This window comes from Lachnospira hominis (ex Liu et al. 2021) (genome assembly GCF_014287955.1).
In the GTDB taxonomy this organism is placed as follows: domain Bacteria; phylum Bacillota; class Clostridia; order Lachnospirales; family Lachnospiraceae; genus Lachnospira; species Lachnospira hominis.
This window is the reverse complement of record NZ_JACOPD010000004.1, coordinates 221,129-244,875: the sequence shown is the minus strand read 5'-3', so window position 1 is coordinate 244,875 and position 23,747 is coordinate 221,129. Positions and strand designations below refer to the sequence as shown.

At 37.1% G+C, this 23,747-nt stretch carries 23 protein-coding genes; 1 reads left to right on the top strand and 22 read right to left on the bottom strand.

The genetic code is table 11. The annotated features are described in order from the left end of the window. Positions 1-29: 29 nt before the first annotated feature. Positions 30-572: a prolyl-tRNA synthetase associated domain-containing protein gene (locus tag H8S01_RS07205; RefSeq protein ID WP_186836715.1), complete on the bottom strand. Its 543-nt coding sequence runs from the start codon at positions 570-572 to the stop codon at positions 30-32. A 34-nt stretch (positions 573-606) separates the two neighbouring features. After that, positions 607-1,458 (bottom strand): NUDIX domain-containing protein, encoded by an 852-nt coding sequence (locus tag H8S01_RS14290; protein WP_186836714.1) that lies wholly within the window; start codon positions 1,456-1,458, stop codon positions 607-609. 253 nt (positions 1,459-1,711) lie between these two features. Here H8S01_RS14290 and H8S01_RS07195 point away from each other — a divergent pair, with 253 nt between their 5' ends. Next, positions 1,712-2,392 (top strand): GntR family transcriptional regulator, encoded by a 681-nt coding sequence (locus H8S01_RS07195; protein WP_186836713.1) that lies wholly within the window; start codon positions 1,712-1,714, stop codon positions 2,390-2,392. Positions 2,393-2,743: 351 nt separating this feature from the next. Here H8S01_RS07195 and gltX read toward each other — a convergent pair whose 3' ends face one another. The 20 genes from gltX to H8S01_RS07095 form a co-directional block, all read right to left on the bottom strand. Beyond that, complete coding sequence (gene gltX / locus H8S01_RS07190; RefSeq protein WP_186836712.1) at positions 2,744-4,402, bottom strand: glutamate--tRNA ligase; 1,659 nt, start codon at positions 4,400-4,402, stop codon at positions 2,744-2,746. Between the two features lie 51 nt (positions 4,403-4,453). Then, the gene (locus H8S01_RS07185) at positions 4,454-6,286 is read right to left on the bottom strand and encodes a hypothetical protein (RefSeq protein WP_186836711.1); all 1,833 of its coding nucleotides are present in this window, start codon (positions 6,284-6,286) and stop codon (positions 4,454-4,456) included. A 1-nt stretch (position 6,287) separates the two neighbouring features. Further along, positions 6,288-7,304 (bottom strand): adenosine deaminase, encoded by a 1,017-nt coding sequence (gene add, locus H8S01_RS07180; RefSeq protein WP_186836710.1) that lies wholly within the window; start codon positions 7,302-7,304, stop codon positions 6,288-6,290. Positions 7,305-7,443: 139 nt separating this feature from the next. Continuing rightward, a complete protein-coding gene (gene pflA, locus H8S01_RS07175) occupies positions 7,444-8,217 on the bottom strand; it encodes a pyruvate formate-lyase-activating protein (protein WP_186836709.1) in 774 nt (257 codons plus the stop codon). A 137-nt stretch (positions 8,218-8,354) separates the two neighbouring features. Beyond that, complete coding sequence (locus tag H8S01_RS07170) at positions 8,355-10,232, bottom strand: hypothetical protein (RefSeq protein WP_186836708.1); 1,878 nt, start codon at positions 10,230-10,232, stop codon at positions 8,355-8,357. Positions 10,233-10,323: 91 nt separating this feature from the next. Then, positions 10,324-11,427 (bottom strand): NAD(P)H-dependent flavin oxidoreductase, encoded by a 1,104-nt coding sequence (locus H8S01_RS07165; RefSeq protein WP_186836707.1) that lies wholly within the window; start codon positions 11,425-11,427, stop codon positions 10,324-10,326. Continuing rightward, on the bottom strand, positions 11,405-13,114 hold the full coding sequence (locus H8S01_RS07160; RefSeq protein WP_186836706.1) for an acetyl-CoA carboxylase carboxyltransferase subunit alpha: 1,710 nt from the start codon (positions 13,112-13,114) through the stop codon (positions 11,405-11,407). The genes H8S01_RS07165 and H8S01_RS07160 overlap by 23 nt, the downstream gene beginning before the upstream one ends. A 72-nt stretch (positions 13,115-13,186) precedes the next feature. After that, positions 13,187-14,536, bottom strand: a complete 1,350-nt coding sequence (locus tag H8S01_RS07155) for an acetyl-CoA carboxylase biotin carboxylase subunit (protein ID WP_186836705.1) — start codon at positions 14,534-14,536, stop codon at positions 13,187-13,189. A gap of 77 nt (positions 14,537-14,613) precedes the next feature. Continuing rightward, positions 14,614-15,039, bottom strand: coding sequence for a 3-hydroxyacyl-ACP dehydratase FabZ (gene fabZ, locus H8S01_RS07150; RefSeq protein WP_021865682.1), 426 nt, complete (start codon positions 15,037-15,039; stop codon positions 14,614-14,616). 45 nt (positions 15,040-15,084) lie between these two features. Further along, entirely contained in the window at positions 15,085-15,531 is a 447-nt protein-coding gene (accB, locus tag H8S01_RS07145) for an acetyl-CoA carboxylase biotin carboxyl carrier protein (RefSeq protein WP_021865683.1), read from the bottom strand. Between the two features lie 15 nt (positions 15,532-15,546). Next, a complete protein-coding gene (gene fabF / locus H8S01_RS07140) occupies positions 15,547-16,782 on the bottom strand; it encodes a beta-ketoacyl-ACP synthase II (protein ID WP_207723034.1) in 1,236 nt (411 codons plus the stop codon). Continuing rightward, positions 16,782-17,528, bottom strand: coding sequence for a 3-oxoacyl-[acyl-carrier-protein] reductase (fabG, locus tag H8S01_RS07135; RefSeq protein WP_186836704.1), 747 nt, complete (start codon positions 17,526-17,528; stop codon positions 16,782-16,784). The genes fabF and fabG overlap by 1 nt, the downstream gene beginning before the upstream one ends. After that, positions 17,515-18,423: an ACP S-malonyltransferase gene (gene fabD, locus H8S01_RS07130; RefSeq protein ID WP_186836703.1), complete on the bottom strand. Its 909-nt coding sequence runs from the start codon at positions 18,421-18,423 to the stop codon at positions 17,515-17,517. The genes fabG and fabD overlap by 14 nt, the downstream gene beginning before the upstream one ends. Positions 18,424-18,434: 11 nt before the next feature. Continuing rightward, complete coding sequence (fabK, locus tag H8S01_RS07125) at positions 18,435-19,367, bottom strand: enoyl-[acyl-carrier-protein] reductase FabK (protein ID WP_021865687.1); 933 nt, start codon at positions 19,365-19,367, stop codon at positions 18,435-18,437. Next, positions 19,367-19,597: an acyl carrier protein gene (gene acpP, locus H8S01_RS07120; protein WP_021865688.1), complete on the bottom strand. Its 231-nt coding sequence runs from the start codon at positions 19,595-19,597 to the stop codon at positions 19,367-19,369. Before acpP ends, fabK begins: the two co-directional genes overlap by 1 nt. Before the next feature lie 65 nt (positions 19,598-19,662). Beyond that, on the bottom strand, positions 19,663-20,604 hold the full coding sequence (locus H8S01_RS07115; protein ID WP_186836702.1) for a beta-ketoacyl-ACP synthase III: 942 nt from the start codon (positions 20,602-20,604) through the stop codon (positions 19,663-19,665). Positions 20,605-20,847: 243 nt separating this feature from the next. Continuing rightward, the gene (locus tag H8S01_RS07110; protein ID WP_186836701.1) at positions 20,848-21,141 is read right to left on the bottom strand and encodes a hypothetical protein; all 294 of its coding nucleotides are present in this window, start codon (positions 21,139-21,141) and stop codon (positions 20,848-20,850) included. Further along, positions 21,125-21,808: a hypothetical protein gene (locus tag H8S01_RS07105; RefSeq protein ID WP_186836700.1), complete on the bottom strand. Its 684-nt coding sequence runs from the start codon at positions 21,806-21,808 to the stop codon at positions 21,125-21,127. Before H8S01_RS07105 ends, H8S01_RS07110 begins: the two co-directional genes overlap by 17 nt. A gap of 107 nt (positions 21,809-21,915) precedes the next feature. Continuing rightward, on the bottom strand, positions 21,916-22,929 hold the full coding sequence (locus tag H8S01_RS07100; RefSeq protein WP_186836699.1) for a hypothetical protein: 1,014 nt from the start codon (positions 22,927-22,929) through the stop codon (positions 21,916-21,918). Further along, entirely contained in the window at positions 22,913-23,731 is an 819-nt protein-coding gene (locus tag H8S01_RS07095) for a DUF6033 family protein (RefSeq protein WP_243204270.1), read from the bottom strand. The genes H8S01_RS07100 and H8S01_RS07095 overlap by 17 nt, the downstream gene beginning before the upstream one ends. Between the last annotated feature and the right edge of the window lie 16 nt (positions 23,732-23,747).

The window sequence follows — 23,747 nt, the reverse complement described above, 5'->3', positions numbered from 1 at the left end:
TGTCCGGCTTCCATTTTTGTCATTATATTTTATTCTCCTGTAAGATGTACAACAGTCATATCATGTCCTACACTTTTTAAAAATGTATCAAATACATCTTTTGTCTTTATTTTAAGACTTGATGTGTTGACACACGGATGGCATCCTACGTTTTCACCCTTTAAAACATCTTCATCAACAAGAAGCCTTACATGATTTTCCTTATCATTCATAAGCCCCATTACGCTTACGGCACCAGGTTTTATATCAAGATATTCCTGCATGTATTCCGGGTCTGCAAACGAGAGCCTCGCACTGTTAATCTGCGATGAAAGCTCTTTCGTCTTAAACGGCTTGTCACCCGGCATCATAAGCAAGTAAAATGCTGTTTTCTGTCTGTTACATAAAAATAAATTTTTGCAGATAAGCGTATCAAGTACAGCATCTATATCGCGGCAGACTTCCATGGTCGTTGCCGGTTCATGATCTGTACGCTTATACTGTATTCCCAGACTGTCAAGCAAATCATATACTCTTATTTCATTATCCTGCCTGCCATCCGTATTATCCGGTCTGCCATCATATAATTCCATATCATTTACTTCCTTTATTCATAATAAATCTATATTATATATTATTTGTATCAAGCACACTTTTCATAAGCTCTTCATGTGCAATAAATCTTCCCTGTTCAGAAGCCACAAATCTGTCAGAACATACAAGTTCCCTGAACTCATCATATGGCAGAAATGCATAATCCATTGTCTCACCTATCTGAAGGTGTATTGGCATATCAGATGGAACCTCTGCAAGATAAATATAATATATACAATGTCTTTTGACATCATAACAGTTATAAATTTCACGAAGTTCAGATATTTTCTTTATTATTCCTGTTTCTTCTGCAAGTTCTCTTGCTGCCCCTTCAACAGGTGTCTCACCGGCAATAATTGAACCACCGGTAACCTCCCATTTTAAAGGATTAGTCTTATTTCTTGATCTCTGAGTGGCAAGAATGCATCCGTCAGCACGCTTAACATATATCATAACTGCAATATGATATACACCTTCACTTAATGACTTTGCCATACTTCGGGGAATCTGATATCCAAGTTTTTCACCTTTACAGTTATATGCATCCCACATTTCTTCATCAAGCATTTCCACATAACTGTCAAAATACTGTTCCTGAAAATATACCATATCCTCAATCTGCTGTTTATTATATGGGACATTTTCCGGTGTAATAACCCATTTATCTTCCACATCATCCCTTCTGTGAATAATAGCTATCCTCTTTCCCGTAAAATGGTCAACCGGTGTATCAACACCAATTACATACGCATCCTGATTTTCTCCATCCGGTGCAATAACTCCTTCTATATAACCATAATTCACCGGATATACCAAAGAAGGATAATCCGGATGTGAACTTCCTATTGGCCGGTCTATCGTTACGTTAAATATTTCTTCTTCCACATTTATTCCTTTATCCAATTATAGCTGTATTTATAAATCTGATTTTCTTAATACGCTTTACATTTTACATCACAAAATTTAAAATGTCACTTTCTTTTGTTAAATTTTATTACTTTATTTTGCTTGCATTTTACAGAATTACAAAAAAAAATACACAAAATACAGTTTTTTTAACATGAACGCTATTGCATTGGCTCTTTATAAGGCTTAAAATACATGTAATATATTATAAAACTTGAAAAAGGATGTGCTAATGATGGAAGTATTTGAACAATTACCCGGAGAAAATGCCAAGCATTACGCTAAAAGAGCTCTTCTATATAATCTTGTAAATCTCGAAATGAAGCCAGGAGATAAAATTACAGAATCAGATTTATGTGAGCTTTATGGTATAAGCAGAACCCCCATACGAGAAGCCATTCTGGAACTGCATCAGCAGAATATGATTGACATATATCCAAAACAGGGTACATTCGTATCGTACATAGATACAGCTGCAATTGATGAATTTCTTGAACTCCGTAATCTAATGGAACAATCAGTAACACAACTTGCATGTGAAAAACTTACACCTGATAATATTGCATATCTTCGTGAAAATATTGTCCAGTGGAAACATCATCTCAAAAATGATAATCTTGCAAAAACACAGGCATGTGATAAAGAATTCCACAAGTATATCTATTGTGCCTGCGGCAAGCAGTTCTGGCATAATATAATACGCGAAAATGCATACCAGTTTGACAGAATCGTAATTCTTATGTTTTCATCAATTAATACAGATAAGCTGGTAAAAGATCACTCTGACATGGTAGATGCATTTGAAGCACATGACAAAGAAAAAGCTTTTGAAATTTCACTTTGCCATACAAAAAGATACATAGAACATTTGGATGAATTTCTTGTCAAATATCCAAATTATTTCAAAAAATGACAAAAAACAAAATTTTTTTCAAAAAGTGTTGACAATGTTTTTGTGTAGTGGTATAACATTAATAACGTAATATATCTCATTCACTGATATATATTACGCCTCATTATTATGTTGCTCCACCTGCAACAATAATTATGACAACCTCTCATTTTTGATTATAGCGGCAGCCGCCTACACATCCCCCCTCTTATACCGGCGGCTGCAGGCTATATCTCCTAAGATTTATTTTACAAAACAGCATTTGATGCTGTTATTTTTTTATCTTTATATCGGCTTTGCCTGACAAAAAAAGGAAAGCCAAATAAACGGCTTTCCCATTATAATTCAATGTCTTATAAATTTCATAATTCTTTATCTGTTAATAACTTTTTCAATTCTCTGTTTCATCTGCTCTTCACCCATTATATGAACAATTGACCACAAATCAGGTGTATTGGCACGTCCTGTAACAGCAATTCTTACAACTTCAGCTATATCAGACACATTACCCTTGAAACTCTCAGGTGAAGCCTTATAAGCTTTCATATCTGATGCATAGCCGTGCTTGTCAGCAATTTCTTTAAGCTTGTTAAACCATGCTGAATTATCATCATCATGGTTATATGCTGCCATATAATCATTAAGAATATTCTTAACCTCTGACATATCAAGTCTGAACTCATCTTTTTCGTCAGTGCTTTCCCCGTCAAAGAAATATGAAATCATGTTAAATATCTGCTTTGCATACATAAAATCTTTTCTTCTTCTCTTCATGCCAATACCCATGTAGAGTCTTAATATTGCAAGCATTTTTTCTTTATCGGCAAACCACATATCCTTCTTTTCAGGTGCATTTTCTGACGCCCAGTTGTAAAGGAAATCATAAAGTTCATCCTCTGAAAGCTTTGAAAGTTCATTCTTGCAGATGTTATGAAGTTTATCTTTATCAAATAAAGCACCTGACTGGCTCATTTTCTCAATTGAAAATGGAAATTCATTAATATCTTTATCAGGGAACTGCTCATGCCACTCTTCAAAATTAGAATTGAGAAGTGTCATAAGATAAACTTTCATACAATATGGATGATATCCATCCTGTCTGTAATAATCAAGTGAAAGTTCCGGATCTTTTCTCTTTGATAACTTTCTCTTACCACCTGTCTCCTCGTCGAATTTCATAAGGTGGGCAGTATGGGCATATTCAGGCATCTTAAACCCAAGCACATGGAAAAGCTCATAATGGATTGGTGCAGATGCAAGCCACTCTCCGCCTCTTACAACAACTGTTGTACGCATAAGATGGTCATCAATTGCATGTGCAAAATGATATGTCGGAATACCATCACGTTTTAATAAAACAATATCATGTATATTTTCAGGAAGCTTAATCTCACCCTTAATACTGTCAACAAATGTAATCTCCTTGTCAGGACTGCCCTGTGAACGGAGTCTTAACACATAAGACTTTCCTTCATTCAGGTTCTTTTCAATCTCTTCAAGAGAAAGATTGCGGCATACAGCATATTCACCATAATATCCTGTAAGAACCTTATTCTCTTCCTGCTTCTGTCTTACGCTTTCAAGTTCTTCCTCTGTACAAAAACAAGGATAAGCCAGACCTTTTTCTACGAGACTCTTTGCATAAGCATGATAAATCTCAACTCTCTGTCTCTGGAAATATGGTCCGTATATATTTTGTGGAGCGTCATCAGGAAAACCTGCACCCTCGTCAAATTCGATATCGAAATAACGAAGTGTATCAATAATAAGTTCAACTGCTCCGTCAACTTTACGCTTTTCATCAGTATCTTCAATTCTTAAATAAAATACACCGCCATGTCTGTGTGCTATACGCTCGTCAGCAAGTGCACTGTAAAGATTTCCAAGATGTATAAATCCAGTAGGACTTGGTGCCATACGTGTAACCTGAGCCTTTGCAGGAAGTTTTCTGTATGGGAACTTTTCTTCGTAATATTCCGGTGAATTCTTTACATCCGGAAAAAGCATCTGTGCAAGTTTATTATAATCCATTTTTTCCTCCATTTATCGTTTATTCATATACAAAACCTATTTATTATATCATTACAGGTCCGCATTTTCAATATTTTTCTCTCTTATTTCAGCAACAAGCTGGCGTCTGTATGCCCTGCAGCCATTTTCATTCCAATACTTCTTCTGTTCAAGCTTAATAACTTCAAATGTAGTGTCAATAATATCGGATTTATAACTTGTTTTCGGATTATCTGTGTCATAGAAAACAGTGATTGAATCTTCACATCTTTCCTTATCAAGTCCATATTCTTCTATAAATCTTCTGCAGCACTCATCACCGTCAATCATTTTTATATGTGCATAATATCCAACAAGATATGCAAAATAATTAACATCAAACTTGTCAATCCATGAATTATCCTTTGCCATAAATACTATGACAGGAAATTTTCTGTTTTTATTATTTATAAGACTGCACATCTCATCATAATTATCACTGCTAACATATTTTACATTTTCTTTTAGTCTTACAACATCGCAGATACCTATATTGTCAGCAATTTCACCATAAAAATTAGGGCGTGAAAACAGAACATTTTCATTATCCCTGTACCTGTCTTTTGGTTCGGCATACTCGTTGCTCACCTTAAATTCTATACCATTATCATTTTTTACCAAAGATGCTTTCGATACCCATATCCTGCTTGCAATCTTTGAATCTATATGCGTTGAACATTCATAAAAGTGCATATTATCTTCATTATATTCTACATTGACAGTATATCCCGGAACACTGCGGTAATAATTATCAACTGTATCAGGTAAATCAGAAAATGCCTCACAATATCTTGAATGTATCCATGCATATATGTATGAAGATGCCTTTTTAAAAGCATCTTTCTCAGATAGATTCGTTGTATCAAGATATGTATCTGCCGTAAATACTTTGTAACTTCCAAGCATATGGAACGGCTCAAACTTCTTTCTCTTTGTAAAATTATCTTCTGTTCCTGACTCATTATCTATAAGTTCAAAGGCCTTATTAAGACGTTCATCATCAGGTCCTATCTGATTGACAATCTTTATTATGTAATTGATTGTAAGCTCAGGTATCTTATCTGCCGTATTATTCCACAATCTGCTTATAGCAAGCTTTCTGTCAAACTTGAAAAATATTTTTGCAAGTTCTGTATCTTCATCAAACACCTTTTTAAGCTCTGGACGTATAAGCTCATTTGTCATCTTGAGTCTGTAATGACACCTTATCATGTCGCCCCACTTATGATCTTTGTAATGCTGATGGCCCAGATCTTCAAGAAGCTTGACAACCGAATCATCACACAGTTCAAGAGTTGCAAGAATACTGTTCATTTTTCTTGCAAGAGCTTCATTGCCTTCACCGAAAGCCGAACCTTTATATCTTAAATCATGCTCTATCTCATGCCAGCCCTCAAATGAATTGGTTCTTACCTGGACTTCAAACGTGTCATCTATATAATCCGAAAGCATCGGATTAACTATTGTTTTTGCAAGATAACCCGGAAGCTTGAAAATACCATTTATTTTCATCGCTTTAAATTCATATTCATTTGTTTCTGTCGTCTCCCACACACCGGGAGTAGCAAATAATGTATCCAGAAGACTGCGGCATATTGGTACATCATCCACAAAATAAAGCATGATTCTTATACCGATTAAATCCTGCATCTTTTTATCTTCATTTTCCGTCCCCGGCCGTCTGTAATCTTTAAACTGCAATTTATCAACTGTAGAATCTACCGCTTTCACCCTGTAGGCAATTCTGTAGTAAAATCCCGCTTTTTTTAACTTTTCTTCAATAATACTTAATAAATCAACTCTGACTACATCAGGTACATATATCTGCTCAACACACTCCCTGCAAAAAAGTTCATTTACCTTCATTTTATAAATTACCCCTTAATTTCTCTTTCATTTCATTTGATAAAAATGCGGCATCTATCGCATTATCTACAAATATTCTTCTCATATTCCCATCATAACCGAACGTATCACATATAAGCTTCATCTCCGATGCCTCATCAGTTCCCGAAACTGTCATGTTGTCGGTATTTATCGTAACTTTAATTTTATTATTTATAATTTTATCTATAGGATAGTCTTTTATATCATTGACAATTTTGGTATTAAGATTGCTTGTCGGACATAACTCCAATGTTATGCCTTTTTCTGCAATAATATTCATCAAATTTTTATCATGTATACAATTTACCCCATGACCTATCCTTGCAGTGCCGTAATCAACAGCCTGTCTGATGCTTTCGGGTCCTGCCGCCTCACCCGCATGTATTGTAAAAGGAATCCCCTCAGCTCTCGCATGTGCAAACAGCTTTTCATAATCCGATGTGGGAAACAGGGCTTCCGCGCCCGCAAGGTCAACTGCAACAACCCCATCCGAATCACTGAGAAACTCTGCGGCTATCCTTATTGTCTCCTCATTTTCCCTCTCGTTGCTGTTTCCTCTCATGCAGCACAATATAATATTACTGTAAAAAGAGGGGATGTCACCTTCTTTTATATTTTCTTTCTGCCTTAATTCATCGAAATATTTTTGTCTTCCTTTCAGGGAAGCTGTTACAACTTCTTCCTGTGAAAGTCCTTTTTTTGTGTGAAGCTGCGGTGCAAAGCGAATCTCACTGTACAAAAGATTCTGTTCCGACTGCCTTTTCATAAGCGAATAAACCGCATATTCTATCGAATCAATGGTCTGTAACAGCATAAGCGGATATTCAAATTTTGTAAGATATTCATTCAAATCACGGCAATCTTTTGAAACCTGAAGTTTTTTAATAAGTATGTCATCGTTTTGAATCTCAATTCCTTGTCTTGCGGCAAGCTCCTTTACAGTTTCAAGTGAGAGCGAGCCATCAAGATGCACATGTAAATCCACTAATCTCTCCATAACTTTTGCACTCCTGCTCAATATATTGTTAAAAAATTCTGTATCAGGTTATAATATTTATATTATACATTTTTTACCGATATAAATCAACTTCCCGGCCATATGAAATGACCGGGAAGCTGAAAATGGGCTAATAATTTTACTGTCTGTTAAGGTAGCCCTTGTATTCACTTGTTTTTAAAATATCGTTTGCTTTTTTGATAAGCTCACCATCAGGTGGACTGACACCTTCCAGTGTATAATTGATTCCTAATTCTTTCCACTTAAATACGCCAAGTGTATGATATGGAAGTACCTCAACACGGTCAATTGTCTTTAATGAAGAGATAAAGTCGCTTAATTTCTGTAAATCCTCTTCACCATCAGTATAACCCGGAACTAATACATTTCTAATCCACATCTTCTTGCCGTTATCAGAAAGATATTTTGCCATATCAAGAATATTAGAGTTATCCCACTGTGTTAAATCCTTGTGCTTAACAGGATCAATATGCTTAATATCAAGAAGGAATAAATCTGTATATTTCAAAAGTTCGTTAAATTTGCTAAAGAACGGCTCTTCTCTTGTAAACGGATTACCTGATGTGTCAAGTGTCGTATGAACTCCCTGTTCTTTTGCAAGCCTGAAAAGCTCTGTCACATAATCAATCTGTAAAAGTGCCTCTCCGCCGCTCACAGTTATTCCGCCTGTTTCCTTCCAATAAGCCTTGAATCTCATAGCCTTCTTTAATGTCTCGGCCGGAGTTTCCTCATAGGAGTTCTTGTCATTTAAAGCCCATGTGTCGGGATTGTGGCAGTATCTGCAACGCATACGGCAGCCCTGCAAAAATACGATATACCTCACACCCGGTCCATCTACGGAGCCAAAACTTTCAATTGAATGAATGATACCTTTTATCTCTTTATTTTCCATTAATTATTGTCCCTTTCAGTTTTACATAGTCGGCAACAGCCGCACAGTCCGTACATACACGAACTTTAACACTGTTGTCGCTTTAATCAGAGTATATCATATATTTTTGTATGCTAAAACTGAATCAGACAATGTTTTTAATAAAAAACTGAATTTTTGTGTTTCTTTACAATGCCAATAACAGTTAATACAAAGCTGCTGATAACAACTGCGAGTAACATAAACGCTAAAGGTGCACTGTCCCCCGTATTAGGTGCAGCTGCCTGCGTACCTGAACCGCTCACGTGAGTCTGTGTAAGCTTTGTTGTTGTAAGAAGATATACAGAACAGTGATCCTGTTCAACTGTTATAACACCATTTTCATCAACTGCTGCCGACATAATATTTTCGATTGTGCCGTCATCGTAAAGTCTGCTGTAATAAAGTGTACGACCTGCATACTGTGTTCCTACAGGTATCTTGATTTCCGCCTTTGCAGGAAGCTGTCCCGAATATGCGAAATCAATTTTCTGAATAAAGTTTTCTGATGTTACCCCGGCAGGGAGCTTTCCGGCATTTTCAACTTCCTTTACAACTTCTGTTGTAAAATCGTATTTATCAACACCATCAATCTGATTCATAGTACCTTTTTCAAACTTAAACGAAATATCGTTATTAGAATTGATAATTACATCAGAATCCTGATTTTTGTTGATTATCTCGTTGAAATCGTCCGCTTCGACAGTCTTGTCATCTGACGGAATTTCAATTACTTCTTCATCTTTTTTGACATCGTTATTTTTATCATCCTTAGCTGCAGATGAACCGATAAACTCTACCTTTTCATTCTTTACAGACACATTATAAATATTGGTCATCTCCTCGCCGACAGCCTCGTAACCGTCAGGAAGCTTAACATAATATTCGTTAGGATTTGCAATATCAGCAACAGGATTATCAATATCAACAAGACATGTCTCCTGATTATATTCATCAATACCGAAATTTGCGATTATCTTGCAAAGATAGCCCTTAGAATTTCCTGTTGCACTGTCATATTTTGATACTACGGCATATGCTTCTTCGCCTGTCTTTGTATCTTTTACGAGAGTTGAAGTAGAACCGCTGAGAGAATCTGCACTATACCATTTTACAATCTCGTCTGTCATCTTATAATCAGATGACTTTTCGCTTAACTCTTCTTTTTTAACGCCTATATAGCCTTTGTCGAAACCGTCGTATTTCTTTAATTCATAATAACAATAAGTTACTGTTCCGTCAGATTTTGTTGATTGTATACAGTCATATTTTGCACTGTCGCCTTCCTTTGTATACACATTACCTTCCCAAGGTTCTAATGTATCGCTGAAATAACCTGCAAATATCATTGTCATTTTTACAGGATGAGTTACTTCTGTCTGAAGCTGTGTACTAATTTTGCCTTCCGCTTTTATTATATCACTTGTAGTATTTGATGAAGATACGATGGCATTTTGTCCCGAATATACATATACACTACATTCAGGTCCGACAGTAATCACTGATTTTGTATTCTCGGCATTCATATAAATACCTGTTTCGTAGTACTTGTTTTCATTAATGTACAATGTACCGTTTCCGGTAAGCGTTATGCTTCCTCCCCAGCCATCACCGTATGAAGTAAGTTCTCCGATATGATTTTCACCTTTTATGTTGATTTTGAAATCATCACCCATCATATTCATTGCAATTCTGTTTTTTGTATTATTGTAATTTTCGATTGTAAGGGTGTTTGAAGCTCTGTCGTAAGATATTCCTTCCACTGTTGAAATATCTTTTGAGTTGACAGAATAGATAGTCTTGTATTCTCCCTGCGGATTGCTCGAATCTCCATCGTTTTCGACTGAAATATAAGCAAATGCCCGATCACCCGTATCACACGGACCATTTTCTCCCTTTGCAGGAACTAACAGACATGCTGCACACATTAAAAATGCCAGCATGGCCGCCGCAGACAAGCAAAGAAATTTTTTTAATTTTTTGTTTTTTGCACACATAAAAAATCCTCCTTTTGTTGTAATTTTTACAATAGAATATTACAAAAAAAGGAAGATTTATAACAGGTGACATATGTATCAACCCGCATATTTACTGTGATACATTTATCCCAAGTTCCTCAATTACATCTTTTACCGTCTGAAGCCTGCCAATGCTTCCGACTCTGCCTCCGCAGAAAATAAGTCCGTTATCCACATCACCTTTTACCGCATTGATAAGTGCATTGGTTATGCAATATGGTATCTGCGATGGGTTACAGTGTGAAAGACACGAAAGACATTTTTTTACAGGTACATTTTCTTTTTCGATTCTTTGGACAAATTTATTTCTTATCGCCCTGCCCGGCATGCCAACCGGACTTTTTATAATCTGGATATCTTTTTGAGTGGCATTTATATAAGCATTTTTATATTCCGGTGCAGCATCACACTCGTATGTGGCAACAAAACGGCTTGCAACCTGAATCATATCCGCACCGCTCTCTAATACTTTCTGTGCATCTTCTTTTGTGTAAATGCCGCCTCCTGCTGCTATAAGAATTTTTTTTGAAAATTTTTCACTATATTCTTTTACACATTCCGCTACATCTTTTATTATCTTATAAAAATCAACTGCTGCGGGATTCTGTGCTTCATCCTTTGTATAACCTAGATGTCCTCCCGCAAGAGGGCCTTCGACAACCACAATATCCGGACTGTCATTATATTTTGCACTCCAGTGCTTCAATATAAGCTTTGCCGCACGCTGAGATGATACAATAGGTGCTATAAGAGGCTTTTTAACACCCGACATTTCACATTCGTCACGGACAATTCCCGGCAAATCAAGCGGAAGCCCGGCTCCGCATACAATAATGTCCGCACCGCTTCTTACTGCCTGTGCTACATGCTCTTTGTAATGTCTTAACGCAGTCATCACATTCACACCTACAAGTCCACGTCCCTGTGCTATTTCTTTTGCTCTTTTTATCTGTCTGTCTATTGCCCTAAGGCAGCTTTGAAGCGTATTTGTCTCAAAATCAGGTTCTGCAAAACCGGCCTGTGCAGTTGATATAATTCCTATGGCATTACATGATGCAACTGCTCCTGCAAGCCCCGAAAAACTTACTCCTACGCCCATCCCGCCCTGCATAAGCGGAATAATATTTTTTTCTTTTAGTAAAATATGTTTATTAAAACTTCCTAAATCTGTCATATCTTTTACAAATAAGCTCCTCCGGCGTCATTTTCTGTATTTTTATAAGAAAATCCGCTATAGCGGTTTTCATATATAATCCAATAAAACCTAATTTTTCTCTTGTCATGATTCCATATTCGGGAATTATCTTTTCTATCACGCCCATGTCAAACAGGTCTTTTGCTGTGATTTTCATATCTTCGCTTGCTTTTTCTGCCATTTTTGCATCTTTATAAAGAATACTTGCAAATCCTTCAGGCGATAGTATTGAATAAATGGAATTTTCCATCATCCATACTTCATCAGCAACAGCCAGTGCCAATGCACCACCGCTTCCGCCTTCGCCTGTCACAATTGTAAGTACAGGCGTTTTTATATCTGACATTTCAAATAGATTATCAGCAATTGCACGACCCTGTCCACGTTCTTCTGCTCCCATTCCCGGATATGCACCCGGTGTATCAACGAAACATATTACAGGTCTGTGGAATTTTTCCGCCTGTTTAATCAGACGCAGTGATTTTCTATACCCCTCCGGTTGTGGCATTCCAAAATTTCTGTATATATTATCCTTTGTATCCATACCTTTCTGGAGTCCGACAACAGTAACGGGCTGTTTGCCGAACATTGCAATTCCCCCAATTACAGACTTATCATCTCCATACAATCTATCTCCGTGAAGTTCATAAAAATTCTTTGTGAGCCTGTCAATATATTCAAGAGCCGTAGGACGCATGCTGCTTCTTGCCGCCTGCACTTTCTCCCATGAATTCAAATTATTTTTATCTTCATCATATTCATATTTATATTTCAGTTCATTCATCTTATCACTGAGATATTTTTTATAATCTTCCATTTTATTGTCGCATTTACTGTGAAGCTTTATTATAAGCGACAGTGTATGCTTTAAATCTTTTCTTTCAACAATATTGTCAATAATTCCGTGTTCAAGAAGAAATTCCGCACGCTGAAATCCCTTAGGAAGTTCCTGTCCTATTGTCTGTCTTATTACACGCGGTCCTGCGAACCCAATAAGAGCCCCCGGTTCCGCAAGAATGACATCTCCAAGCATTGCAAAGCTTGCCGTAACGCCGCCGGTTGTCGGGTCAGTAAGCACCACTGTATACAAAAGTCCTGCCTCATCATGTTTTTTTATTGCAGCACTTGTCTTTGCCATCTGCATAAGAGAAATTATGCCCTCCTGCATCCTTGCACCGCCTGAACATGTAAATACAATAACAGGAAGTTTTAATTGTGTAGCCTTTTCAAATGCCCTTGTAAGCTTCTCACCTACAACTTTTCCCATGCTTCCCATAAGAAAACGTGTGTCGCAGACCCCTATTACTGTATCTTTTCCGTCTATTTTCCCTTTTCCTGTAACTATTGCTTCGTCAAGCCCTGTTTTAGACTTTAAATCAGCCGTTTTTTGTATATATCCTTCAAAATCACACGGATTTTTTTCTTCTATGCCTGTGTCCCATTCTTCAAACGTGTCTTTGTCTATAACCATTGATATTCTTGTTTTCGCATCTATTTTAAAGTAATATCCGCATGAATGGCACACACAATTATCAAGGAAAAGCTCATCTGTAAGTATCATCTTTGAGCATTTCGGACATTTGGTAAACAGCCCGTCCGGAACATTAACTTTTCCTTTTTTTGATATATTATCATTATCTTTTTTAAATAAAAAATTAAGATGCATGATGTTCTCTCCTTTTCACAACATCAAAATTCATGTATACAATATACCGGTATAAAATAATACTGATATATATTATATAAAGTCAGGAAATTCCTGTGCAATAAAGTCAGTTGTTATATCACCTGTCTCAAACCGCTTATTATTGCAGATTTCATATTGAAAATCACGATTTGTTGTAATACCATCTATAACTACTTCACCCAGAACGCTTTTCATTTTATTGATTGCCTGTCTGCGATCTTTATCGTGAACTATAATTTTCATAATCATTGAGTCGTAAAACGGTGGAATTGTATATCCTGTATACACTGCCGTATCAATCCGCACTTCATTTCCTCCCGGAATATGCAAATCACTGATTTTTCCCGGACATGGAGCAAATTTTTTATAAGGATTTTCTGCATTAATCCTCATTTCTATTGCAGCACCTGAAAGCTTTACATCCTGCTGCTTTATTGCAAGATGCTCCCCGGATGCTATTTTTATCTGTTCTTTTATAAGGTCAACGCCTGTCATCATCTCTGTGACGCCGTGCTCAACCTGAATTCTCGTATTTACTTCCATAAAATAAAAATTTTTATTTTTATCAAGCAGAAATTCTACAGTTCCGGCATTAGTATATCCTACTGCTCTCGCTGCTTTTACTGCCATCTCGCCCATTTGCTGCCTCGTTTTTTCGTCAAGGGCAGCAGATGGTGATTCTTCAACCATTTTCTGATGATTTCTCTGTATCGAACAATCCCTCTCCCCAAGATGAATTACATTTCCATAATTATCAGCAAGTATCTGAAATTCTATATGACGTGGATTCTCTATATACTTCTCAATATACATAGTACCATCGGCAAATCCATTTATGGCTTCACGTTGTGCATTATTAAACTCTTTTTCAAAATCTTTTTCATCATATACAGCACGCATGCCCTTGCCACCACCGCCTAGAGCAGCTTTTATCATAACAGGATACCCGATTGAAGCGGCAATCTCTTTTCCCCTTCCGGCATCCATTACAGGTTCTTTAGTTCCCGGAATAACCGGAACACCTGCTTTTATCATAGTATTTCTTGCTTCCTGTTTATTACCTGTTTTTTCAATTACTTCAGCTGACGGTCCGATAAATGTTATATTACATTTATCACAAAGCTCTGCAAATTTACTGTTTTCAGACAAAAATCCGAATCCGGGGTGAATTGCCTCAGCTCCCGAAGCAACTGTCGCACTGAGTATCCTTTCCATGTTAAGGTAACTGTCAAGAGCCTGTGCCTTTCCTATGCAGACACTTTCATCCGCCAGCTGTGTATGCAGTGCATCTTTATCTGCTTCAGAATAAACTGCCACTGTTCTTATTCCCATTTCCCTGCATGCACGGATTATTCTTACTGCAATTTCGCCTCTGTTTGCAATTAAAACCTTACTAAACATAATATATCTCCATTTTTGTAAATTCTGTAAAACAACAACACAATGCTGCAGGCTTTTACGGAAATTCTGCACGTCACTTATTGAATCATAAATGTAAGTTCAGCTGTAAGTGCTGTTTCCCCATCAACTGTTGCAACTGCCTTTCCTATACCGAGAGGTCCTTTCTGTTTTATGATTTCACATTCCATGCGAAGACGGTCTCCCGGAACTACCTTTCTTTTAAATCTTGCATTGTTTATTGCACCAAAATATGCTGTCTTTCCCCTGTTTTCTTCAAGCGAAAGTATCGCAACTGCCCCTACCTGTGCACATGCCTCAATCTGTAAAACTCCAGGCATTACAGGTTCATCAGGAAAATGTCCGCTGAAAAACGGCTCGTCATACGTGACGCATTTATATCCAACAGCACTTTTTCCCGGAATCATGCTTTCAATTGTATCGACAAGCAGAAAAGGATGACGATGTGGAATGATTTCCATAATCTGTTTTGTATTAAGTAACATTTCTGACTCCTTAAATATTTTTATAAACTGACTGCCTATTACATTTTATTCAATAACAAACATCGGCTGACCGTACTCAACCATCTGTTCATTATCTACAAGTATTTCTTTGACAACTCCGTCATACTCACTTTCTATTTCATTCATAAGCTTCATTGCCTCAACAATTCCTAAAACCTGCCCTTTTTTCACTGTATCACCGACACTGACAAAATCTTTTTCATCAGGTGATGCGGCACTGTAAAAAATTCCTACAAGCGGTGATGAAACTACATTTGTACTGTCTACCGCAATATTATCATTCTCATGATGTTCATAAGAACTGTTTTGTTCTTCTTTTGTATTTCTTACAATTGAAAATTCATTATTCTTTATAACCTCGGCCCTGTCTGCCGCAAAAGATAGTTTAGTATTGCCGTCATCGAGCGTAAAGCTTGTAAGCGATGAATCCGACACGGCATTAATAAGTTTAAGCACACTGTCTAATTCCATGATATAAGCCCTCCTTTAAGCAATATATTTTTTTATAAGTATTGAGGCATTATGTCCTCCGAATCCGAGTGAATTGGATATCACTGCATTTACATCGCAATTAATTCCTTTATCCCTGACATAATTAAGGTTCATCTCTTCTTCTGTTTCAGTCAGTCCGACATTCGGATGTATATACCCATCCTGTATTGATTTTACACATGTGATAAACTCAACTGCACCTGCCGCACCAAGAAGATGGCCTATCATAGATTTTGTTGAACTTATCGGAACTCTTTTTGCATCTTCCTTAAATGCTGATTTTATCGCTCTTGTCTCAAATAAATCATTGTGATGTGTGCCTGTTCCATGTGCATTAATATAATCTATATCCTCCGGTGCAAGCCCTGCCTCTTTCATTGCAAGTTCCATTGCGTGGGCAGCAGCACTTCCGTCTTCCATCGGCGAAGTGATATGATAAGCATCAGATGTACATCCATATCCTGCTACTTCTGCATAGATATGTGCGTTTCTCTTCAATGCATGCTCAAGTTCTTCAAGAACAACTACGCCGGCTCCCTCTCCCATAACAAATCCATTTCTATTTTTGTCAAACGGAAGAGATGCTTTTAATGGGTCTGTTGATTCAGACAATGCCGTAAGTGCTGCAAATCCGCCTATGCCAATAGGTGTAACCGCACTTTCTGTACCTCCTGCGAACATAATATCGGCTTCCCCATGCTGTATGCTTCTGTACGCCTCACCTATTGAATTAGTACCTGTTGCACAAGCAGTTACAACATTTATGCTTTTACCTTTCAACCCAAGCTGTATTGATACATTTCCTGCTGCCATATTAGTTATCATCATAGGAACAAGAAGCGGGTTGATTCTTGAAGGTCCCTTTTCGAGAAGTTTTTTGTGGCTGTTTTCCATTGCTGATAAACTGCCAATTCCTGAACCTACTGAAACACCTGCCATATATGCATCTTCATTTTCAATATTAAGTCCTGAATCCTTTAAAGCTTCAAATGCAGCTGCTACTGCATACTGGCTGAACTTTTCCATTCTCCTTGAAGCCTTGAAATCCATACAGTCAGCTGCATTAAATCCTTTTACTTCAGCTGCAAGATGTGCTTTATATTCTGATGAATCAAAAGAAGTTATTGTGTCTATACCAACTGTATTTTTCTTTATCGCATCCCAGAAATCATCTGTATTAAGTCCAATTGGTGTGACTGCACCAAGTCCTGTAACTACTACTCTTCTCATTATATATGCATACCTCCGTCTACAGATATTACCTGTCCTGTTATATATGAAGCATCTTCAGATGCAAGAAATGCAACGCAATTACTTATGTCTTCCACATTGCCCATTCTTTGTAATGGTATATTTTTAAGAATTTCATTTCTGATATTGTCTGAAAGCACTTTTGTCATGTCAGTGTCAACATATCCGGGTGCAACTGCATTTACAGTAATTCCCCTGCTTGAAAGTTCTTTTGCCGCTGATTTCGTAATACCAATAATTCCAGCCTTTGAGGCACTGTAATTTATCTGCCCAGCATTTCCGGAAAGTCCCACCACAGAAGAAATATTGATAATTTTTCCTGACTTTTGTTTTAACATGTATTTTGATACATATTTAGTGCAGTTAAATGTTCCTTTCAGATTGACATCTATTACTCTGTCAAAATCTTCATCAGTCATTCTGAGCATAAGTCCGTCTTTTGTTATTCCGGCATTATTAACAAGAATATCAATTCTTCCAAATTTTTTAATTATTTCATCTATCATGACTTTGACACTTTCACTGTCATTCACACTGCACTTATATTTTTGTGCCTGTCCGCCTATCGCTGTTATCTCATCAACAGTCTTTTGTGCTGCCTCGTCATTTCCGCTGTAATTAACTATTACTTCTGCACCTTCTGATGCAAAACGCTTGGCTATTGACGCACCGATTCCACGTCCTGCCCCTGTTACCAGCACAATTTTATTTTCAAATCTTTTCATATACCAATCCTTCAACTTTCATGTCCTTTGCAATTCTTTTAACAAATCCTGTGAGTGTATCACCCGGACCGATTTCTATAAATCTGTCAAATCCCGATTCAATCAGCTTTCTTACCGACTGCTCGAATCTGACAGAACCGCTGACCTGTTTTGAAAGAATGCTCTTTATATATTCAGTAGATGTATTTTTATCAATAAGTTCCGCCGTATAATTGGCATAATATGGAATATGTGGACTTGTAATATTTACCTTTTCCAAATCCTTTTTTAATTTTTCTCCTGCCTGTGCAAGCATAGGTGAATGAAACGGTCCGCTTACATTAAGCTTTAGGACTCTTTTTGCTCCAACATTTTTTAAGTCTTCCATAATTTTTGTTATATTTTCAACCTCACCTGAAATAACAATCTGTCCCGGACAGTTATAGTTTGCAATCCCTACATTATCTAATCCGCTGTGACATATAACTTCTTCTATTTTACCAGAGTCCAGTCCGATAACGGCTGCCATAGCTCCATGTCCGTCAGGAACCGCTGTTTCCATATAAATTCCACGGTTTCTCACAAGAGACGCACAATCTTCAAAATCTATTGCACCACAGGCTGTCATTGCACTGTACTCCCCAAGGGAAAGCCCGATTGCACAGTCAAATGTCAGACCTTCCTCCACGCCTGCATAAAAAGCTGCCATTTCAGCTGTATACAATGCTATCTGCGTATATTCTGTCTTATCAAGATTTTCATTTTCTTTAAAAATCAGATTAGTCATGTCTAATCCCGTTACATTTTCAGCCTTTTCAAAGCAATCACGGCTCACTTTATATTTTTCATAAAATTCCTGTGACATTCCAATCTTTTGTGCTCCCTGTCCCGGAAACATAATGACTGTCTTTCCCATACGAAACTCCTCTAAAATTTTACACTGTTAAACACTTTATGTGCATCATCCATTATTTCTGTAATTATCTCTTTGCACGTCTGTTCTTTTTTTACCATTCCCGCAATCTGACCGGCCATTACAGTTCCCATTTTTACATCACCATCGACAACTGCTTTACGTAAAGCACCTAGTGTAAGATGTTCAAGTTCTTCAAATGATACATTTTCTTTTTCCATATTAAGATACTGCCTGGTCATTTCATTTCTTAAAGACCTGACCGGATGTCCCGTACTTCTTCCTGTAACAACAGAATCTATATCCCTTGCTGCTATTATTCTGTCTTTGTAAAGCTGATGAACATCTGATTCTTTGGCAACAACAAAACGTGTTCCCATCTGTACAGCCTCGGCACCAAGCATAAATGCTGCACAAAATCCTCTTGCATCTGCAATTCCACCAGCTGCTACTACAGGAATTGAAACTGCATCAGCCACCTGTGGAACAAGTGTCATTGTAGTCTGCTCACCGATATGCCCACCTGATTCCATTCCTTCAGCTATAACCATATCAGCACCTGCTCTCTCCATAAGTTTTGCAAGTGCAACTGATGCTACAACCGGCATAACTTTAATTCCTGCATCTTTCCACATTTTCATGTATTTTCCGGGATTTCCTGCTCCTGTTGATACAACAGATACTTTCTCTTCAACAACAACCTGTGCAACTTCATCTATATGCTCGCTTAAAAGCATAATATTTACTCCGACTGGTTTATCTGTTATTTCTCTTGCTTTTCTTATTTCACTTCTCACCCATTCTCCCGGTGCATTGGCAGCACCGATGAATCCGATTCCGCCAGCCTTACTCACATTAGCCGCAAGATTTGCATTGGCAACCCATGCCATTCCGCCTTGAATTATCGGATATTCTATGCCAAGAAGCTTTGTTACTCTTGTTTCCATTATGCTATTCCTTTTGCTCCAAGATAATCGATTACTGACTGTATTGTTGTGAGATTTTCAAGTTCGTCTGTAGGAATTTCTGTTGAATATTCTTCCTCAAGGCTCATGATAAGCTCAAATAAATCAAGTGAATCTGCATTAAGATCTTCTTTGAATCTGCTTTCCGGCTTAATGTCATCCTTATTTACTCCAAGCTGCTCTGCTACTAAATCTCTAATCTTTTCAAACATAATAAAAATCCTTTCTTTTTACATTCTTACAGTGAATACTGCAATTTTTAGTAATGACGTTATCGTCAAGATTTATGGCAGTTCCATTTTACAAGAATACTGCCCCAGTTTAATCCTGCACCAAATCCCGCAAATACAAGCAGGTCTTCATTTTGCAGTTTATTTTCACGATTCAGCTCATCAAGCAGAATCGGTATACTGGCTGATGATGTATTTCCGTATCTGGACAGGTTCACCGGAAATCTGTTCATATCTATACCCAATCTTTTTGCTACACTCTCAATAATCCTTACGTTTGCCTGATGTAAAATAAAATATTTTATATCTTCTGCATCTGTATTTTCTTTTTTTAACAATGTATTAATTGTTTCAGGAACTTTTTTTACCGCAAACTTAAATACTTCCTGCCCATTCATTACTATATTTTCATTTCTTTTTGCGGTAAGAACTTCTCCTAGCATTCCTTCATTGTGTAAATCGACTGATTTCACACCTTCTTGCTCACTGCTTTCAACAACACATGCTCCTGCACCGTCGCCAAAAAGGATACATGTACTTCTGTCCTTCCAGTCTGTTATTCCAGACATTTTTTCACTGCATACAATGAGAACTTTCTTATACATTCCTGCCTCAATGTAAGCTTTTGCGGCAGATAATGCCATAATAAATCCCGAACACGCCGCACTTATATCAAAGCACACTGCATTTATTGCACATGTATTCTTCTGGATTATTGATGAGCAATTAGGAAACAGATAATCAGGTGTTGAAGTAGCTGCTATTATCAAGTCAATATCCTCTGAATTAATCCCTGCATTATCAAGTGCCTTTAATGCGGCATTGACTGCCATATCAGCAACATCACCCGATTTTTGTATTCTTCTCTCACTGATACCCGTTCTCGTTACAATCCACTCATCATCAGTTTCAACCATTGTTGAAAGTTCCTGATTCGTAAGTATGTACTCAGGAATATAACTTCCCGTTCCAATAATCGTAGCTTTCATAAATACATATCTGTCACTTTCCGCAGAACAATTACTGCTTTTTAGTTTGATAATCTTATATTTTGATTATCTTACTTTGATTATCAAACAATTATTTTTATATCACAACTCTATATGTGCTGTCAACAGTTATTTTGAATTTCAAAATAATTTTTTAATACCATATTTGGCATAAAAATCCCGGCAGACCTTTTCTTCTTGCCTGCCGGGGTTTCTTAACTTATGCGGAAATTGTTTTATATATTAAAATTTTTGTGCATATTCATATTCTTTTTCTAATTCTTTTTTATCCTGTATATCTTTATCTATATCTTTCTCAAATTTTTCATCTTCAATTTCTTCAATTTTTTCCTGCTTTTCTACACGCTTTGTTATTTCTTCTCGAATCTGCTGTTTTATCATATCCTGTGCATCATCAAAATCCTTCAAAAACTTGCTCCATTCTGATTTCGTATACGAACCTGCTCCGATTGCAACCGATTCTTCTGTTTCACCATTGAGGATTTTTTCTTTCAGTTTCTCATTCCTCTCCCGCAAAATCTCCAGAAATTCCGAATTCGTATGTTTCTTCTTCGTTTTCTGGGAATTTTGTGTCTCCTGTGATGTCTTTGTTCCAACTGCTCCTACTTGTGCCATTTTTTTCTTTCTCCTTTGCTTCTTTTTCTGTTGCAGGCAGTTTTTTATACTGCTCTGATTTTTTAAATTCACCATATGCATCATCATATGCTGCATTCAATTCTTCTCTTGCCGGGTCGTCATCACTTATCCTTGATTTTGCACTGGTATATATTTCTAATGCCTCTTCTTTGGACTTTGCCTGTTTAAGCCTGCTTTCAAGTGCCTTTCTCTGAATCTGTACTTTTGCCATTTTTGCATATGTGACCGGGTCATTCATTCTCAAATATTGCATTTCGTCAGCCGAAAGTTTCTTGCCTGATTTTATTTTTTTATAAAGTTTTTCTATAAATTTCTTTTTTTCTTCATCTGACATGCCGGTTGTCGGGTCAAATATTGAATCCACTGCATCTTTTAACGTAAGTCCTATCGTACTTGTGTCTACCTGTGATTCCTTTTGTTGTTCATCTTCGGATTTTAGCTTATATTTGGCAAACAGCTTTTCAGTCACTTTATTATTATTTTGTGTCTTATTATTTTTGAAAAAACTAAGTTTAAAGCTGTTTACCGCACTCTGTATATCACTCATAAAAATCTCCTTCCCCAATATATGTAAACCAAAAAAACGGACAGCACAAATAAATGTGCCATCCGTAGCAAGTTTCTTACATCCGTGTAAAATAATTATCAATCTTCTTAAAAGTTCAAATCAATCTCGATTCCTTTAATATCTTCATTGACCAGACCTTTTTCTTTTATCATTCGCTGGATATTCTTCTGAACATCGGTGATATTATTATCTGTCTGTTTCTGTAAAGAAAGATTTTGTTCAAGCTTGTCAGCATCAGCATCTTTGCTAAGAATCTCTTCCTGTTCTTTGCGTTCCTGCCTGTTTTCTTCAATCTTTTCTTCACGTTCTTCACGTTTTTGGGACGCATCATCAGCTTTTTCCTGCGTCTCTTTTGCATCTTCGTCAAGCTTTTCTTTGCCATCAGCTATAAGCATGCCAAATATCTCATCCTCTGCCGCATCAATAACTGCATCAGCTGCATCATCAGCTTTAATCATAGTCTGGGACTTTAACATGTCTAATTTTGCAAGATTTATTGATTCATGCATGGAAATAACTTTTTCTTCTTTCATGCCGGCATCCTGCAAAATTGCATTTTTTGATGCATTAAATTTTAAAACCTGTTTCTGATAATCGGTAAGCGGTTCATTCTGTAGTTCTTTCAAACGATTAACCTCATCTTCGCTGAAATGGGAATTTTCTACACCGGCTTTATTATTCTGATATTTCTCAAGAAGCTCAAGATCTTTCTGTTCCTGCGAATCAGGGTCAATTCCGTACTCCTCGACAGCAGCCTTTTTATCTTTTTCAAGATATGCAGCTTTTGCTTTTAAATCGGTAATCTCATTGACCTTGTCTGCCTTGTCTTTCTCCATATCCTGAATTGAACCAAGTGCTTTTGTATCTTTATCCCATGCATCCTGAATCAGCTTTTTAGCCTGCTTTCTTGCACCGTTTCTCTTCTGTTCGATTCTGCTTGCTGTACTGTCCGACAAATTCAAATCTCCGGCAAACACGGAATTTTTTTTTGCGGAACTTTTTACTCTCTTATCAGTAGATACTTTAATTCCATTAAATGCGGTATCCTGACTGAGTGCATTGCTATTAGCATCACTGTCTCTTTTATACACTGAAATCAAATTTCTGTCCTACCTTTTTTTCATCTTCAGTCTGAACATTATCACTCATAAACAATTGATTCTGTGCCTGAATCTTATCAAGCAGTTCATCAATTGATGATGCTGTTATAGTTACTGTATCATCATCGTCATCTGAGACATTTCCGGTCTTATCCTTGCTCTTTTCCAGACGCTCTTTTTGGGCTTCTTTCTGAGCTTTCTTTGCTTCTGCCTTCTTTGCCTCTTTCTTTTTTTCAGCATTTTTTTCTATTCTCTGCTTCTGTGCGGCACTTGACTTTTTAAGTACAGCAAAATATGATGCTGTTCCATCATCATTAACCTGCATGCCAAAACCTTTAACAGACGCACCTGTTGCAGATATCTTACTTCTCATTGATGAAAGCCCTGTTGCAGCATTTGCGATAATGCCTTCATACTGCTTACGATAATTTTCATCTTCAGCCATTTTCTCGATTTTTTCTTCATCAATTAAAACGACCATTTTATTTGCGTTAGCATAACTTCCTGCCTGAGACTTAGCCTGTTCTTTCTGGTCAGCACTTACAAGTATAAAGTCCATATTAGAATATTTGCTTTTAAGCTGTTCATAATACCTGGCAGCTTTTTCGCTAAGCTTCGGACTTCCTATTGTTTTGCCGCTTACACTTGACTTTTTGCCTGCCTCTGAAGTTTTCTGTATATCAGATGTTTTTTCTGAAGACGACGCTGCATCTGCCTTTCCTGTCTTGCCCATATTCTGGCTATTGTATGATGCAACACTGCTGACATATGCTCCCATGCTTCCCGAATCAATACTACTCATAATTGTTCCTCCTTGA

What these genes read in the sequence shown, in the direction of transcription:
- H8S01_RS07205 (WP_186836715.1), bottom strand. Translation starts at nt 572, where the DNA reads ATGGAATTATATGATGGCAGACCGGATAATACGGATGGCAGGCAGGAT.
- H8S01_RS07195 (WP_186836713.1), top strand. Translation starts at nt 1,712, where the DNA reads ATGATGGAAGTATTTGAACAATTACCCGGAGAAAATGCCAAGCATTAC.
- gltX (WP_186836712.1), bottom strand. Translation starts at nt 4,402, where the DNA reads ATGGATTATAATAAACTTGCACAGATGCTTTTTCCGGATGTAAAGAAT.
- H8S01_RS07185 (WP_186836711.1), bottom strand. Translation starts at nt 6,286, where the DNA reads ATGAAGGTAAATGAACTTTTTTGCAGGGAGTGTGTTGAGCAGATATAT.
- add (WP_186836710.1), bottom strand. Translation starts at nt 7,304, where the DNA reads ATGGAGAGATTAGTGGATTTACATGTGCATCTTGATGGCTCGCTCTCA.
- pflA (WP_186836709.1), bottom strand. Translation starts at nt 8,217, where the DNA reads ATGGAAAATAAAGAGATAAAAGGTATCATTCATTCAATTGAAAGTTTT.
- H8S01_RS07170 (WP_186836708.1), bottom strand. Translation starts at nt 10,232, where the DNA reads ATGTGTGCAAAAAACAAAAAATTAAAAAAATTTCTTTGCTTGTCTGCG.
- H8S01_RS07165 (WP_186836707.1), bottom strand. Translation starts at nt 11,427, where the DNA reads ATGACAGATTTAGGAAGTTTTAATAAACATATTTTACTAAAAGAAAAA.
- H8S01_RS07160 (WP_186836706.1), bottom strand. Translation starts at nt 13,114, where the DNA reads ATGCATCTTAATTTTTTATTTAAAAAAGATAATGATAATATATCAAAA.
- H8S01_RS07155 (WP_186836705.1), bottom strand. Translation starts at nt 14,536, where the DNA reads ATGTTTAGTAAGGTTTTAATTGCAAACAGAGGCGAAATTGCAGTAAGA.
- fabZ (WP_021865682.1), bottom strand. Translation starts at nt 15,039, where the DNA reads ATGTTACTTAATACAAAACAGATTATGGAAATCATTCCACATCGTCAT.
- accB (WP_021865683.1), bottom strand. Translation starts at nt 15,531, where the DNA reads ATGGAATTAGACAGTGTGCTTAAACTTATTAATGCCGTGTCGGATTCA.
- fabF (WP_207723034.1), bottom strand. Translation starts at nt 16,782, where the DNA reads ATGAGAAGAGTAGTAGTTACAGGACTTGGTGCAGTCACACCAATTGGA.
- fabG (WP_186836704.1), bottom strand. Translation starts at nt 17,528, where the DNA reads ATGAAAAGATTTGAAAATAAAATTGTGCTGGTAACAGGGGCAGGACGT.
- fabD (WP_186836703.1), bottom strand. Translation starts at nt 18,423, where the DNA reads ATGGGAAAGACAGTCATTATGTTTCCGGGACAGGGAGCACAAAAGATT.
- fabK (WP_021865687.1), bottom strand. Translation starts at nt 19,367, where the DNA reads ATGGAAACAAGAGTAACAAAGCTTCTTGGCATAGAATATCCGATAATT.
- acpP (WP_021865688.1), bottom strand. Translation starts at nt 19,597, where the DNA reads ATGTTTGAAAAGATTAGAGATTTAGTAGCAGAGCAGCTTGGAGTAAAT.
- H8S01_RS07115 (WP_186836702.1), bottom strand. Translation starts at nt 20,604, where the DNA reads ATGAAAGCTACGATTATTGGAACGGGAAGTTATATTCCTGAGTACATA.
- H8S01_RS07105 (WP_186836700.1), bottom strand. Translation starts at nt 21,808, where the DNA reads ATGAGTGATATACAGAGTGCGGTAAACAGCTTTAAACTTAGTTTTTTC.
- H8S01_RS07095 (WP_243204270.1), bottom strand. Translation starts at nt 23,731, where the DNA reads ATGAGTAGTATTGATTCGGGAAGCATGGGAGCATATGTCAGCAGTGTT.